The organism is Photobacterium sp. BZF1, assembly GCF_014349205.1.
In the GTDB taxonomy this organism is placed as follows: Bacteria; Pseudomonadota; Gammaproteobacteria; order Enterobacterales; family Vibrionaceae; genus Photobacterium.
Genome location: NZ_JACSOF010000011.1, coordinates 1 through 12,951 on the forward strand (window position 1 = coordinate 1; position 12,951 = coordinate 12,951).

Below are 12,951 nucleotides of genomic sequence, written 5' to 3' on the forward strand. Positions count from 1 at the left end.
TCCCATGATGTACGAACTGAGAAATTAACCCCCGTGTCTACTTTACGGGGGTCATATCAACCCAGGACCCAGGACCCAGGACCCAGGACCCAGGACCCAAAAACCAAAGGAGAGCATTCGCTCTCCTTTGTCGTATAGGGCGTTGTTCTTGCTTAGTGCAGGATACGGGCGCGGATCGTGCCGTCGATAGCTTTGAGCTTGGTGAGGGCATGCTCTGAGCGCTCGGTCTCAACGTCGATAACTACGTAGCCGATTTCCGGGCCGGTTTGCAGGTACTGTGCTGCAATGTTGATCCCTTCCGAGGCAAAGATAGTGGTGATTTGGTTAAGGATACCCGGGCGGTTTTCGTGAATGTGCAGCAAGCGCGAGCAGTCTTTGTGCTCTGGCAGCGAAACTTCCGGGAAGCCAACAGCTGACAGGGTAGAACCGTTGTCTGAGTATTTCGCCATCTTACCTGCCACTTCCACACCAATGTTGGCCTGGGCTTCTTGGGTCGAACCACCGATATGCGGCGTCAGCAGCACGTTGTCGTATTTTGTCAACGGGCTTTCGAACAGGTCGCTGTTGGTTTTAGGTTCAACCGGGAACACGTCGACAGCGGCGCCGGCAATATGGTTGCTTTCCAGTGCACTGCACAGGGAGTCAATATCCACTACGGTACCGCGGGCGGCATTGATGAAGATAGAGCCAGGCTTCATACGGGCAAACTCTTCAGCACCCATCATGTCCTGGGTCTCTGGCGTTTCCGGTACGTGCAGGCTGATCACATCACACTTGTTAAGTAGCTCGGTCATGGATGGTACTTGGGTGGCATTGCCCAGTGACAGTTTGTTTTCGATGTCGTAGAAGTACACTTTCATACCAAGGTTTTCAGCCAGGATACCTAGTTGGGTACCGATGTGGCCGTAACCAATGATGCCCAAGCGCTTGCCACGGGCTTCGAAAGAGTGATCGGCAGATTTGAACCATTCGCCACGGTGCGCCTTGGCATTTTTCTCAGGGATACCACGCAATAACAGCAGGATTTCCCCCAGAACCAGCTCAGCCACGCTTCGGGTATTGGAGAACGGGGCATTGAACACTGGGATACCGCGCTTGGCAGCAGCATCCAAGTCAACCTGGTTAGTACCGATACAGAAACAGCCGACGGCAATCAGCTTTTGCGCTGCGCTGAAGACTTCTTCAGTTAGTTGGGTACGGGAGCGGATGCCAACGAAATGGGCGTCTTCAATGGCGGAGAGCAGTTCGTCACCGGATAGGGAGCCTTTGTGGTATTCGATGTTGCTGTAGCCCGCCTGCTGTAGCACCTCGATTGCAGAAGGGTGGACACCTTCTAACAGCAGGATCTTTATTTTGTCTTTTTCCAGTGAAACTTTAGCCATTGATACTCATCCTTAACGCTGGGGGCTGAGGGGCTCATGGGAGCCGGGCATTGGCAGGAAAAGGAAGGAATAGATTTCCTGTGTACGGGCTGTCCATGAGCACCACATTCGTATTGCTTACATGCTGACAGTTAAGTTACCAAAAAATGACCAGAATGGGTAAGAATATTACAGGATTGATAATAAAAAACGGCATATATTATGCCGTTTTGAAAGTGGGTAACGCATAAAGCGCCTTTTGCCTTGTATACCAAGGCAAAAAAGGGGCTAGGCGATTACTTTTCGAATTTTTTCACGCCGTCAGGGCTACCAACAAGCAGTACGTCAGCACCACGGTGGGCAAATAGGCCAACGGTCACCACGCCTGGCAGGGCGTTGATTTTGTCTTCCATTGCTTTTGGATCGGTGATTGCCATGTTGTGGACATCAAGGATCACGTTGCCGTTGTCAGTCACACAGCCTTCGCGGTATTCCGGATCACCACCTAGTTTCACCAGCTCACGGCCAATGTAAGAGCGAGCCATTGGGATAACTTCTACTGGCAATGGGAATTTACCTAGTACATCTACCTGCTTGGTGTCATCGACGATACAGATAAATTGCTTGGCAATTGCTGCAACAATCTTTTCGCGGGTCAGGGCTGCGCCACCGCCTTTGATCATGTCGTATTCGCCGTTGATTTCGTCTGCGCCGTCAACATAAATATCAAGGCTAGACACTTCGTTGGCATCAAATACTGGGATACCGATTTTCTCAAGGCGCTCGGTTGAAGCGACAGAGCTTGATACTGCACCTTTGATTTCTTCTTTGCGGGTAGCCAAAGCATCGATGAAGTGATTAACCGTCGAGCCAGTACCGACACCGACAATGCTGCCTTTCTTAACGTATTCTAGAGCAGCCCAGCCAGCAGCTTTTTTCATTTCATCTTGTGTCATGCTTATCTCCTAGTGATGACAAACGTTGCGCGGAGCGCTGATTATAGCCAAATCACTGTCTGGCGTCAGTCCCTATCTGGCTCGATAACCGCAACCTTAGTTGGAGAAAAAAGACAATTCTATTAATAACATAGGGTTAAGTGGTGCGATGTGGCACAGAAAAACCAAACGTTTGCGTCGGTCGGTGGATAATCAACCGATATATTGGCTTGGCCTATAAGGTTAGCGGGTACTTACCAATGGAAGTGGTATGACGGGGTGATGATTTCTGGTAGCGGTACATCCCAAGCCTCGAAAGGCAGGCTGTCGACTTGTTGGCAATCATGGGCCAGGCCGACCGGGCGCGGGCCGCGTTGTTCGTTATGCCACAGGCTAAGGGTGCGATCGTAATAGCCGCCTCCCATACCAAGGCGCTGGCCGGTATTGTCAAACGCGACCAAGGGGGTACAGATAACATCTAGCTCTGGGACAGGTTTTACAAGCCGGATGTCCAGTGCAGGCTCTTGGATACCATAACGGTTGGTCGTCATGCGCGTTGTAGGTGTGTAGTGGAGGAACAGCAGGTGCCCTTTGCAAAACGGGTGCAGGACCGGCAGGTAGACATCTTTGCCTTGCTGCCACAACCACTCGATAATCGGCATCGTATTTAATTCGCCGTCATTGGCAAGGTATAAGGCAATGTGCTGGGCATCAAGGAGGCTGGTGGCCTGCTTGCAATGCTCGAGTAAATCCTGGGCTGCTAATGTCTGCTGGGCAGGGGTTAGCTGGCGCCTGCGCTCTCGTGTTTGTTTGCGAAGTTGTTGCCGAGTGGCTGATGCAGGAACCGCAGATCTCATAGGTCGTCCAGTGACAAAAGGTTCTGTGGGAAAGAAGGTTGATGGCTCTCAGCATGGATAGTGCTGCTGGCTCATCTGAAAAGGTATGCCCCAAGGTGCCGTTGCGAATTGTGGCCCTTGAACCAGATGTTCAAGGTGGATCAGCAACATTAACCGTAGGCTTCTCGGTACGGGCCGAGCATGCTCAATAGCTAATCAAAGCTGATCCTGGGTTTTTGCTTATCGGCTCGGGGACGTTAATCCGCTGACGCACACCCCAGGGTCAATTCATTATCAACGCTTTGGCTGATATTGCAATGCTTTCTCCAATAAATCTTCCATCTCATTGATTCTATTGGATAGTTTTTCAGCATTGCGTTGTTGTTCTTGGCGTTCGCTATGCAACTCGTTACAAATGTTCAAACCGGTAAACATTAGCAGTTGTTCGGCGTTGGTGATCTTGGTCCGTTCGGAAAGATCTTTCAAGCGCTGATCAAAATCGGCGGCTGCTGCACGCAGGGCGTCTTCCTGGCCTGCTGGGCAATTCACCTTGAAGGTGCGGCCATATACCTGAATTTCTACTGCCTGGTTACTCATAAATGTTTAATCTGCTCCGTGCCAGATCGTCCAATTTGGCATTCCGCTGCGATACGCACTAGGAGTGCCCAATATAGAAAAAGCCCTATCAACATGCAAGCGGGCCCGTCATGCTTTAGACCTAAATCTGTCTAATTAATCAGATATTAACCAGATTGAGGCAAACATCAGCCTCAGACTCTATAAATGCCGAGTGACTGATCTTTTGGTTAAGTGGTAGCATACCACAAAGACGATTTACACCCACGACAATAAGGTGAACAGCCCATGAGCGACGTAAAACTTCCAGCCTACGAAACCCTGGAGCCAATGCTGAAAGAGCAAGGCTTGGCCGTGACCCCGTCGGAGTTGCATGGCCTTCTCTGCGGGATGATTTGTGGTGGTATGGCTGTTGACGGAGAGCAATGGCTGGCACCGGTTAGCGACTATGCCAACCAAGGTGATGCGCTGACCGATGGCGCAAAAATGGTGGTTCGCTCGGTATTCGATGCCGCGTCGGCCGAGTTGGGCGGTTTGACCCAGACTTTGTTTACTTCGACTGCAGCAGAGTTGGCCGAGATGGAGTTTGATGTGGAGGTGCTGTTGCCTGCTGAGGGGAGTGAACTGATGCTCCGCGCAGAGGCCCTGAGCGAGTGGGTGACCAATTTTATCTCTGGCCTTGGTCTGATGGGCATGGACAAGAAGCAATTGTCTGATGATTTGACGGAAGCCGTTGCTGCCTTGGAAGAGATTGCCCAGTTGGGTATCGACGAAGATGAAGATATGCAAGAGCAGGCAATGCTGTTCGACAATGTGGTGGCTTATGTGCCGGAATGCGTGCTGACGTGTTTGGTTGGCCTGAGCCAGCGCGGTGATGTTGAAGATGAAGCAGCAGACAAGCCAACTCTTCACTAAGTGCAGGATTGACAGTTAAGGGACGGATGTGAAGCAGTACGATGTCGTGATAGCCGGCGGTGCAATGGCCGGTGCAACCTTGGCAATAGCATTGGATAAACTCGGTGGCAGCAAGCTCAAGATTGCTGTTGTAGAAGCGGTGGAGCCGAAGCTGGATCACCACCCTGGCTATGATGCACGCAGTATCGCCTTGTCACTAGGCTCGGCTCAGTTGCTGGATAGTATAGGCTGCTGGCAGGCATTATCAGCTGTAGCGACGGCTATTTCCCAGATCCATGTTTCCGATCGCGGCCATGCGGGGATGGTCCATCTCGATGCCCGTGAGCAGGCTGTTGATGCCTTGGGGTATGTGGTTGAGCTGGCGGATGCTGGCCGGATTTTCCATCAAAATCTGGCAAAGCTTGATCAGGTTGATCTGCTATGCCCTTCGAGGATCGCCGAGATCGAGCGCTACCAGAACGGTGTGGACTTGGTGCTGGACAATGGTGAGCAATTGCAGAGCCGCTTGGTAGTGGCAGCAGACGGTGCTTTGTCTTCAGTCTGTGACATGCTGGGGTTAGGCCGCAGTGAGCACGATTTCGACCAAGTGGCGGTAATTGCCAATGTCAGCACTGATGAGGCACATCAAGGAAGGGCATTTGAGCGTTTTACCCCGCATGGGCCGGTGGCCTTGCTGCCAATGTCTGAGGGGCGGAGCTCCTTGGTGTGGTGCATCCGCCCGGACGTGCAAGATGAAGTGATGGGCTGGAGCGACGCTGAGTTCCTTGCAAATTTGCAGCAGGCATTTGGTTGGCGGTTGGGCCGCTTGAGTCAAACCGGTGTGCGTCATGCCTACCCGCTCTTGTTGCGCCAGTCCCAACGTTTGACCTCGCATCGGGTTGCAGTGGTTGGCAATGCAGCGCAGACCCTGCACCCGATTGCCGGCCAAGGCTTTAACCTTGGTTTACGTGATGTGATGAGCCTAGCCGAGGAAGTCTGCAAGGAGTGGGCACTATCAGGTGATGCCGGGCATACCCCGGCCCTGAGTCGTTATCGCCAGCGCAGAGAGCCGGATCGTGAGGCAACGGTGGGAATGACTGCTGCGCTGGTTGGTGTGTTCGCCAACGACAGCATGCCTTTTGTTGCCGGTCGTAACCTTGGCCTAATGGCGATGGACTGTGTTGATGTATTGAAAGCCCCGCTGGTTAGGCGGGCGATGGGACAGGTAGATAGATAATCATGATGCAAAGTGTTGATGTCGCTATTATCGGCGGCGGTATGGTCGGTCTTACTCTCGCGGCAGCCTTGGCAGATACCGAACTGCGGGTGGCGGTAATCGAAGGCAAGTTGCCTGAACCTGAGTTGGCACAGCTTCCAGATGTCCGCGTATCGGCGTTGAGCCGTGCCAGTGAGCGAATCCTACGTCGTGTTGGCGCTTGGGAAGGGATTGCTGCCCGGCGGATGGCGCCATATAGCAAGATGCAGGTCTGGGAGCAGGATAGCTTTGCAAATATTGCCTTTGATGCAGCGCGGTTGGCTCAGCCTGATTTGGGCCATATCGTTGAAAACCGGGTGATCCAGCTGTCATTGATGGATTGTGTCAAGCAACTGCCTAACGTAACCCTGTTGGCGCCGGAGCGTTGCCAGAGTATTGCCTTTGGCGAGAGCGAAGCATGGTTGAGCCTTGAGTCGGGCAAAAACCTCACGGCTAAGCTGGTGGTAGGGGCTGATGGTGCTAACTCTTGGGTTCGCCAGCAGTTGGATATTCCCCTGACCCATTGGGATTATGGCCATAGTGCTTTGGTGGCCAATATTCGCTGTAGCGAAGCACACCAAGATACCGCCCGTCAGGTTTTCCGTCCGGAAGGGCCGTTGGCCTTCTTGCCTCTGGCTGAGCCGGACCTGTGCTCTATTGTATGGTCACTGCCGCCGGAAGAAGCCAGTCGCATGTGCGAATTGCCCGAGCAGGAATTCAACAAGCGTCTGACCACAGCATTCGACAATCGCCTTGGCCTTTGCAAGGTCGAGGGAGAGCGCCGGGCCTTCCCGCTCAAGATGCGTTATGCCCGTGACTTTGTCCGCGAGCGTGTGGCACTTGTTGGTGATGCAGCGCATACTATCCATCCGCTGGCAGGTCAGGGGGTAAACCTTGGCTTGTTGGATGCGGCGAGCTTGGCCCAGGAGCTAAAGCAACTGTGGCTGGCTGAGAAAGATATTGGCCGCCATGGGCACCTGCGCCATTACGAGCGCTGGCGTAAAGCGGAGGCGGCTAAAATGATTGCGGCGATGCAAGGTTTCAGGGACTTGTTTGATGGTCGCCACCCAGCGAAAAAGTTGGTGCGAGACCTGGGAATGCTGATTGCCGACAAAGCGCCGGGCTTGAAGGATGAGTTTATGCGCCGTGCCTTGGGGTTAAGCGGTGAGCTGCCGGAGTTGGCTCGCTACTGACCATGGTGATCTGCTAGCAGGCTAGAAATGAAAACCGTCGTCAGGCGGTTTTTTTGTGCCTGCTATTGCTATATTGTCTGCTAAGCCCATTAAGGCTTTCAAAACAGAACCTTAATTTTGTCTCTGTACTTTCGTTTAGGGAAATGACAAAAAATTGTTATCCAATTTAGTTATTTTCTCCTACATTAAATATCAGGAAAAAACAGAGCTGGCAGTAACCGGCCCAGGCATTATTTTTCAGCTTGTTAGCCACAACAAATACTCGCTTTTGCTCTCCCGTGCGATCACTGATACTGCTGGCCCATATTGAGAGTGGCGATAGGCAGGCTTTCATAAGGAAGTTTACTATGAGCGATATTCCCTCTGAGTTGAGATATACCAATACCCATGAATGGGTCCGCCCCGAAGGTGACGGGGTCTTTACCGTTGGGCTGACTGATCATGCCCAGTCGTTATTGGGTGATATGGTGTTTGTTGATTTGCCGGAAATTGATGCGGCGACTGAAGCAGGTGAAGACTGCGCGGTTGCTGAATCGGTCAAGGCGGCTTCGGATATCTACGCACCATTATCGGGCTTTGTGATTGCTATCAATGAAGACTTAGAAGGCTCGCCAGAGCTAGTTAATAGTGATCCCTACGGTGATGGCTGGTTGTTCCAGCTCAAGGTGGAAGACGAAGGGGAATTTGCCGATTTGCTCGATGCCGATAGCTACACGGATCTGGTCGATGAAGATGATTAGTTGATAACGTTTTATTGGCTGGTAGATAAAAGAAAAGCCCTTGATGGGCTTTTCTTTTGCTTGCGAGATTAGCAGTCCTTGAGGCGGCGAATTTCCTGATTGATTTCACTTACCGTTTGGTAATGCCGTTGCTGTGCCTTCACTGGTACTAGCAACTGACCGTTGTTGAACTCATAGCCGCCCCGACCGTCAATGTAGATCCTTCCACTGAATAAACGACTTACGTGCTTGGCGATCATCTTGGGCACGTAGCGTTTGAACATCCGCATAGTTAGCCAACCTTTCCTTGTTGTTTCTGACGGTGTGAATTATAAAACAATGCGCATGCTGCTTTTGTGACGTCTTCAGCATAATAGGGATGTTAAATAACCCTCTGTTTGATATTTCTTTTTTCTGACGTGGCTTGGTTGGGTTTTTATTCTTTTATTTTACATTGAGAATTAAGTGATTGAGCCAGGAAATTATTCACGCTTGGGTGCATGTTATTCATTTAGTTTAGTACTTTTAGAGACTTAGAATTATTGCCTGGCTGAATGAGCAAAAATACATCGATTCAAGTGATGAAAAAAGCATCTAAATTACAAGCGGTAAAATGTATTGCTTCGTGCCACATAGAGGAAAATGCTGATTGTGATAACTGGACTGATCAGCAAGAAAGCTGCTTTGGATCAAAGATTATTATTGGCATATGCCAATAATAACGTTTTTTAGCCATCAACTTATTAGTGAGCTATGCCTAGACCGAAAATCCAGCGCCGGATCAGATGCCGGCCAGCTTACAGCTGTTTTAAGCCCAATGGGGTGCCGATGTCAGCGCTAGAAGCTCTGCCATTGGCCGCCGATGAGCTCGAAGCATTGCGGTTAGTTGACCTTAATGGCCTCAGCCAGCAAGACGCTGCCCGTGAGCTTGGGGTTTCCCGCCAGACGTTGGGCAATATCGTGTCATTGGCAAGGCACAAAGTAGCAACCGCTCTGGTTAAGGGGATGGCGCTAGAGCTGGATACTCAGGTCCAGTCAGATAATGAAAAGGAGCCATCATGTCAGTAGCCATTGCTGTCACCCCCAACCATGAAGTTGCGGGGCATTTCGGAAAAGCCGCCAGCTTTGTTGTTTTTGACGATCAAGGGCAGCAGATCGCCGAGTTAGTTAACCAGGGACGCAAAGCGGTAAGCTGCAAGCATAAAAAGCAGCTTCAGGCCCAACTGGCTGCGCACAATGTAAAAACAATATTGCTTGGTAATGCTGGCCAGCGCTCGCTAGCTCGTTTGCTAGGGGCTGGATTTGAGGTATTCCGGGTACCCAATAGGACACCGCTTCAAGATGTCCTTGTCGGGAAAGCCTACCGTGAGCCACTGCTATCAGCGGATCAGGGACGGCCTTGCAAAAGAGAGAAAGGTGCCTGCGGTTGTGGCTGCGGCAGCAAGAAAGCCGTGAAACCCGCTAAAATAGGAATGACAGTCAGCGGTAATACCAACTTGCAGGGACTGACCAAGATTGGAGGTTTCAAGCTATGACCTATTTGTTGACGGTGCTGATTTTTCTACTGGTCATTGGTGCGATGGCGATTGGCTGGGTTTTTCGCAAGAAAGCGATCCAGGGGAGCTGTGGCGGCCTTGCTAATGTCGGGGTTGACAAGGAATGCGGCTGTAAGGAGCCGTGTGACGAACATAAGCTCTACCAAATCAGTGAGCCAGAGTCGAAAAAGTGACCGACGATGGGATGAAAAAGCGCAGAGTGATCTGCGCTTTTTTTGTGAACGTTAACTGGCTTTGCGTAGCTCTTCGACCCGCTGGGTAACCGCATCCCCCACACACTGGCGTAGCCACTCTAGGCGGGGGTGGTTGGTGTTACGGCGCAGCCACAGCATATTGATATCAAAGTCAGGGATATCAACAGGGGGGCGGCACTGGCTCAGGTTATCATGGAAGACATCGAGCTTGGCCATCAGGGTAGAAACAACGCATAACAGATCCCGTCCGCTCAATAGGTGGCGGATGGTTAGGAAACTGCTGGAGCCCACCGCAATCTGGCGCTGGAACCCTTGTTGCTGTAACTGGCTATCGACATTGGTCTGCAGTTTGCCGTCAGGGGACACCAAGGCTTGTGGCGTCTGGATATAGCGCGCCAGATCAATGGGTGAAGTTAGGCCCGTTGCCTTGGCGTCGAACAGGCAAACATGATCTTCGGTGTACAGGTATTGGCTGTCGAATTCATGGGGCAGGTTGGTCATTGAGCCGATGATCAGATCGATTTTCTGGCTCTCGGTAGCCTGCTGGTAGTTGTTGCGATCGACATTGCAGAAGCTGAGTTGGCTGTGCGGGGCAGCCTGGCGGATCGCATCGAACAGTGCAGGGGCAAACAAGAGTTCGGCATAGTCGGTCAGGCCTATCCGGAAGGTGCCCTGATACTCGTCAGCAGAGAATTTGTCCGGCTGTAGGATCTCGCTGGTGACCAGTTGCAAGATATGCTCAACAACCGGGGTGAGTTCGATGGCTTTTTCGGTGGCGATCATCTGGTGGCCGCGGCGCTCGAACAAAGGGTCATCAAGTAGGGCACGCAGCCGTGATAAATTGTGGCTCATGGCCGACTGGCCGATAGACAATTTGGCGGCGGCCTTGGTGACACTTCGGGTTTCCATCAGCGCCGAGAAAGCGACCAGCAGATTGAGGTCAATGCCTCGCCAATTGATATTGTTCATGCCTCTCCAGTTTAACGACAGATATCAGCAAACAGCGGATCACACAGTACCAGCAGATCATCGATAGCTAGCTCGACGCCCGCCATACGATCGCCACTGCTGATATTGACCAGGGTATGGGCGGTGATTTGGTGATCAAAAATAACGGGCAATGGGCGCTTGAGCCCAATAGGGGCAACGGTGCCTATCACCAAGCCGGTGACTTTCTCGACGTCGCTGGCATCAGCGCAGGTCATCCGGCGGCAGCCGAACATGGCGCGTACTTTTTTTGGATCAACTTGGGCCGGGCCTGGTACACAGGCCAGCACATGGAACCCTCCCATATCCCGCAGCAGGATAGACTTGACCATCTGCTGTGGGTCAACCCCGCGTTCGCGGGCTGCTTCCTCAATGGTTTTAGCGGGCTGGCTATGGGGAAGAAGGCGGTATTCCACGCCTTCTTTATCCAGGTAATGGGTAACCGGGGTATTCATAGCTTATTGGCTGTCATCCAGTGAGTATGGCAAGGCTTGCTGTTGCCATACACCTTCGGTGCCGGCTAGGCGGAAAGTCGTGCCTTCATCCAGATCGTTTGGCAGAACCACCAACGCGGTAGCTTGGCCATCGTTAAACTGGTAGCCGGCGACAATGGTACCGCCTTTACGCCAGTTCTCGCCGACGCTGCGCTCCAGGCTGTCACCTGCCTGCGGGCCGTTTTCTGCAGGTCCGCTGACGATGTACATTGCACGCTTGTTGATACCACGGTACTTGGCACGGGCTACTGTCTCCTGGCCGGTGTAGCAACCTTTGGTAAAGCTGATGCCGTCCAGCGCCTGCAGGTTCACTGCCTGCGGGATGAACTCGAGCTCGGTTGCCGTATCCACGCGCGGGATCGCCGCAAGGATATCGTACAGATCCCACAAACTGTCATCGCTAAGGACAGCAGAATCAGCAAGTTTGTTGGCAATAACGCCTGCAGCCTCGGTATTGAGTGCGAGTAACCAGCGTTGGCTGTCGACCTTCACTGCAGTACCGCCATCGATAGCACGGACATCGCCTTCACCACCAAACAGTTGCGCGACCTGCGTATCGGCTTCGCTACCTGCAATACCCAGTAGGATATCGTTGCTGGCCTCGATATCGACCTTGGAGAAAATGGCGTATTTTTTCAGTTCAGGTAACTGGGTGTCCATGATGCTGCGGCGCTGGAGGAAACCATAGCCATCATTATGGTGGAATAGGCGGAATACTGTACGAAGCTTGCCCTTGGCATCGCAGTGGCCGGCCAATGTGCTTTGGTCAGCAGCAAGGCCGACGACATCACAGGTTACCTGGCCGTGCAGGTATGATTTTTTGTCATCACCGATCAGGGTTACCAGTGCCCAGTTAGAGAGCTCAATAAGAGCGAGTGAAGGCAGGGCATCGCCCGAAGATAGGGAGATACGATCAAAGTTGAGGTTTTCAGACCAGTTGCTCATAAGACTTCCAGTTGAGAGACGTTGAAAGATGATGTGCGATTAATTTTCTCTATGTTAAAGCGCCTGCTGGAATTTGTCAGCATAATACCCAAGGAAGCGGGTCAGATATTGCGGGCAGCACTGGCTGAATAGGGCAAGCCTTGCAAAATCGATCCCAGCTCTCAACTTGAGGCAATGTTTGTGCTACCTCATGGTCGCTGGCCAGACAGGCTGCTAGTATGGTGGGCATTGTTAACGCCCGGGGCCATTGTTGTTTATTGATGCCTTTATCTGGCTGCCCCAGGATCAGTAATGAGGTTGTAAAATGTTGAGTGCAGACGAAAAAGCACGGGTTAAATGGGCATGCCGCCGCGGTATGCTGGAGTTGGATGTCATTATCATGCCGTTTTTCGAAGAGTGTTTCGATTCGCTCTCTGAGCAAGAGCAACTGGATTTTGTCTCCCTCCTGAAGTGTGATGATCCGGATCTGTTTACTTGGATGATGCAGCACGGCCGCAGTGAAAACCCGGCTCATGCCGCTATGGTCGATAAAATTGTCGCCCACAACAACAGCAAGCTTCGCTGATCTTACCCTAACACCCTCCTACCGATTAATCGGCGCGCTTGCATTGTTATATGCCAGCGCGCTGCTTCTATTGGCGCTCTGTGTGTTGCGCCAGACACTGCCTCTGCCGGCCTTTTTCACCATCGCCTGGTGGTTGATAGATGAGTGGGGTAAACGTCTAGTCGATGTCTGCAATTTGGTAGGACGGTTACAGATTTCTGGGCCGGGGGACATTCGTTGGCAGGGCCAAGTTTGGACTTTACGTACCGTTCGAATTCGTACCTCCCAGATTTTACTGTGGCATCTTGAGGGGGAGGGTGGCCGAAGGTGGTTACCGATTTGCCCCGATAGTTGTAATCACTCCGGCTATCGTTCGCTGGCGCTATATTCCCATCACTATCGGGCTATATCCGAATAAAAAACGAGCGCTTGTGCGCCCGCTTTTTTACCCGTTATTCCTGC

General features: G+C 52.0%; 17 protein-coding genes and 1 other RNA gene. 9 read left to right on the plus strand and 9 right to left on the minus strand.

What is annotated here, in order from left to right; genetic code table 11:
• Positions 1-152: 152 nt before the first annotated feature.
• The 5 genes from serA to zapA all read right to left on the minus strand — a co-directional run bounded on the left by serA (position 153) and on the right by zapA (position 3,729).
• Complete coding sequence (gene serA / locus BIZ37_RS03715) at positions 153-1,382, minus strand: phosphoglycerate dehydrogenase (RefSeq protein ID WP_187460374.1); 1,230 nt, start codon at positions 1,380-1,382, stop codon at positions 153-155.
• A gap of 275 nt (positions 1,383-1,657) precedes the next feature.
• Positions 1,658-2,317, minus strand: a complete 660-nt coding sequence (gene rpiA, locus BIZ37_RS03720; RefSeq protein ID WP_187460375.1) for a ribose-5-phosphate isomerase RpiA — start codon at positions 2,315-2,317, stop codon at positions 1,658-1,660.
• A 233-nt stretch (positions 2,318-2,550) separates the two neighbouring features.
• Positions 2,551-3,153, minus strand: a complete 603-nt coding sequence (locus BIZ37_RS03725; RefSeq protein ID WP_187460376.1) for a 5-formyltetrahydrofolate cyclo-ligase — start codon at positions 3,151-3,153, stop codon at positions 2,551-2,553.
• An 84-nt stretch (positions 3,154-3,237) separates the two neighbouring features.
• Positions 3,238-3,419: non-coding RNA, 6S RNA (ssrS, locus tag BIZ37_RS03730), on the minus strand.
• A 7-nt stretch (positions 3,420-3,426) separates the two neighbouring features.
• A complete protein-coding gene (gene zapA, locus BIZ37_RS03735) occupies positions 3,427-3,729 on the minus strand; it encodes a cell division protein ZapA (RefSeq protein ID WP_107300902.1) in 303 nt (100 codons plus the stop codon).
• 267 nt (positions 3,730-3,996) lie between these two features.
• Between zapA and BIZ37_RS03740 the strand changes: the two genes are divergently transcribed.
• The 4 genes from BIZ37_RS03740 to gcvH all read left to right on the plus strand — a co-directional run bounded on the left by BIZ37_RS03740 (position 3,997) and on the right by gcvH (position 7,790).
• The gene (locus BIZ37_RS03740; protein ID WP_187460377.1) at positions 3,997-4,623 is read left to right on the plus strand and encodes a UPF0149 family protein; all 627 of its coding nucleotides are present in this window, start codon (positions 3,997-3,999) and stop codon (positions 4,621-4,623) included.
• Between the two features lie 28 nt (positions 4,624-4,651).
• Complete coding sequence (gene ubiH, locus BIZ37_RS03745) at positions 4,652-5,839, plus strand: 2-octaprenyl-6-methoxyphenyl hydroxylase (RefSeq protein WP_187460378.1); 1,188 nt, start codon at positions 4,652-4,654, stop codon at positions 5,837-5,839.
• A 2-nt stretch (positions 5,840-5,841) separates the two neighbouring features.
• Positions 5,842-7,050 (plus strand): FAD-dependent 2-octaprenylphenol hydroxylase, encoded by a 1,209-nt coding sequence (locus BIZ37_RS03750; RefSeq protein WP_187460379.1) that lies wholly within the window; start codon positions 5,842-5,844, stop codon positions 7,048-7,050.
• Between the two features lie 356 nt (positions 7,051-7,406).
• Positions 7,407-7,790: a glycine cleavage system protein GcvH gene (gene gcvH, locus BIZ37_RS03755; RefSeq protein WP_315902082.1), complete on the plus strand. Its 384-nt coding sequence runs from the start codon at positions 7,407-7,409 to the stop codon at positions 7,788-7,790.
• A gap of 68 nt (positions 7,791-7,858) precedes the next feature.
• On the opposite strand, the gene BIZ37_RS03760 is transcribed toward gcvH, so the two are convergent.
• On the minus strand, positions 7,859-8,059 hold the full coding sequence (locus BIZ37_RS03760; protein ID WP_107300926.1) for a DUF1107 domain-containing protein: 201 nt from the start codon (positions 8,057-8,059) through the stop codon (positions 7,859-7,861).
• Between the two features lie 463 nt (positions 8,060-8,522).
• Here BIZ37_RS03760 and BIZ37_RS03765 point away from each other — a divergent pair, with 463 nt between their 5' ends.
• The 3 genes from BIZ37_RS03765 to nqrM are packed head-to-tail and all read left to right on the plus strand — an operon-like array spanning position 8,523 to position 9,498.
• A complete protein-coding gene (locus tag BIZ37_RS03765) occupies positions 8,523-8,837 on the plus strand; it encodes a DUF134 domain-containing protein (RefSeq protein ID WP_187460380.1) in 315 nt (104 codons plus the stop codon).
• Complete coding sequence (locus BIZ37_RS03770) at positions 8,828-9,304, plus strand: NifB/NifX family molybdenum-iron cluster-binding protein (RefSeq protein ID WP_187460381.1); 477 nt, start codon at positions 8,828-8,830, stop codon at positions 9,302-9,304. The genes BIZ37_RS03765 and BIZ37_RS03770 overlap by 10 nt, the downstream gene beginning before the upstream one ends.
• Positions 9,301-9,498, plus strand: coding sequence for a (Na+)-NQR maturation NqrM (gene nqrM / locus BIZ37_RS03775; RefSeq protein WP_107300908.1), 198 nt, complete (start codon positions 9,301-9,303; stop codon positions 9,496-9,498). The genes BIZ37_RS03770 and nqrM overlap by 4 nt, the downstream gene beginning before the upstream one ends.
• A 51-nt stretch (positions 9,499-9,549) precedes the next feature.
• Here nqrM and BIZ37_RS03780 read toward each other — a convergent pair whose 3' ends face one another.
• Genes BIZ37_RS03780 through ygfZ form a run of 3 tightly spaced genes read right to left on the minus strand, consistent with a single transcriptional unit; the run spans position 9,550 to position 11,945 of the window.
• Positions 9,550-10,488 (minus strand): LysR substrate-binding domain-containing protein, encoded by a 939-nt coding sequence (locus BIZ37_RS03780; RefSeq protein ID WP_107300909.1) that lies wholly within the window; start codon positions 10,486-10,488, stop codon positions 9,550-9,552.
• An 11-nt stretch (positions 10,489-10,499) separates the two neighbouring features.
• A complete protein-coding gene (locus BIZ37_RS03785; protein ID WP_187460382.1) occupies positions 10,500-10,961 on the minus strand; it encodes an aminoacyl-tRNA deacylase in 462 nt (153 codons plus the stop codon).
• A 3-nt stretch (positions 10,962-10,964) separates the two neighbouring features.
• Complete coding sequence (ygfZ, locus tag BIZ37_RS03790) at positions 10,965-11,945, minus strand: tRNA-modifying protein YgfZ (protein ID WP_187460383.1); 981 nt, start codon at positions 11,943-11,945, stop codon at positions 10,965-10,967.
• 304 nt (positions 11,946-12,249) lie between these two features.
• On the opposite strand from ygfZ, the gene BIZ37_RS03795 reads away from it, so the two are divergent.
• Positions 12,250-12,510 (plus strand): succinate dehydrogenase assembly factor 2, encoded by a 261-nt coding sequence (locus BIZ37_RS03795; RefSeq protein WP_107300912.1) that lies wholly within the window; start codon positions 12,250-12,252, stop codon positions 12,508-12,510.
• On the plus strand, positions 12,479-12,907 hold the full coding sequence (locus BIZ37_RS03800) for a protein YgfX (RefSeq protein ID WP_187460384.1): 429 nt from the start codon (positions 12,479-12,481) through the stop codon (positions 12,905-12,907). Before BIZ37_RS03795 ends, BIZ37_RS03800 begins: the two co-directional genes overlap by 32 nt.
• The last annotated feature ends 44 nt before the right edge of the window (positions 12,908-12,951 follow it).

Bases quoted from the DNA above. Each gene is read 5' to 3' on its own strand.
- serA (WP_187460374.1), bottom strand. From the start codon at position 1,382: ATGGCTAAAGTTTCACTGGAAAAAGACAAAATAAAGATCCTGCTGTTA.
- rpiA (WP_187460375.1), bottom strand. From the start codon at position 2,317: ATGACACAAGATGAAATGAAAAAAGCTGCTGGCTGGGCTGCTCTAGAA.
- BIZ37_RS03725 (WP_187460376.1), bottom strand. From the start codon at position 3,153: ATGAGATCTGCGGTTCCTGCATCAGCCACTCGGCAACAACTTCGCAAA.
- zapA (WP_107300902.1), bottom strand. From the start codon at position 3,729: ATGAGTAACCAGGCAGTAGAAATTCAGGTATATGGCCGCACCTTCAAG.
- BIZ37_RS03740 (WP_187460377.1), top strand. From the start codon at position 3,997: ATGAGCGACGTAAAACTTCCAGCCTACGAAACCCTGGAGCCAATGCTG.
- BIZ37_RS03750 (WP_187460379.1), top strand. From the start codon at position 5,842: ATGATGCAAAGTGTTGATGTCGCTATTATCGGCGGCGGTATGGTCGGT.
- BIZ37_RS03760 (WP_107300926.1), bottom strand. From the start codon at position 8,059: ATGCGGATGTTCAAACGCTACGTGCCCAAGATGATCGCCAAGCACGTA.
- BIZ37_RS03765 (WP_187460380.1), top strand. From the start codon at position 8,523: ATGCCTAGACCGAAAATCCAGCGCCGGATCAGATGCCGGCCAGCTTAC.
- BIZ37_RS03770 (WP_187460381.1), top strand. From the start codon at position 8,828: ATGTCAGTAGCCATTGCTGTCACCCCCAACCATGAAGTTGCGGGGCAT.
- nqrM (WP_107300908.1), top strand. From the start codon at position 9,301: ATGACCTATTTGTTGACGGTGCTGATTTTTCTACTGGTCATTGGTGCG.
- BIZ37_RS03780 (WP_107300909.1), bottom strand. From the start codon at position 10,488: ATGAACAATATCAATTGGCGAGGCATTGACCTCAATCTGCTGGTCGCT.
- BIZ37_RS03785 (WP_187460382.1), bottom strand. From the start codon at position 10,961: ATGAATACCCCGGTTACCCATTACCTGGATAAAGAAGGCGTGGAATAC.
- ygfZ (WP_187460383.1), bottom strand. From the start codon at position 11,945: ATGAGCAACTGGTCTGAAAACCTCAACTTTGATCGTATCTCCCTATCT.
- BIZ37_RS03795 (WP_107300912.1), top strand. From the start codon at position 12,250: ATGTTGAGTGCAGACGAAAAAGCACGGGTTAAATGGGCATGCCGCCGC.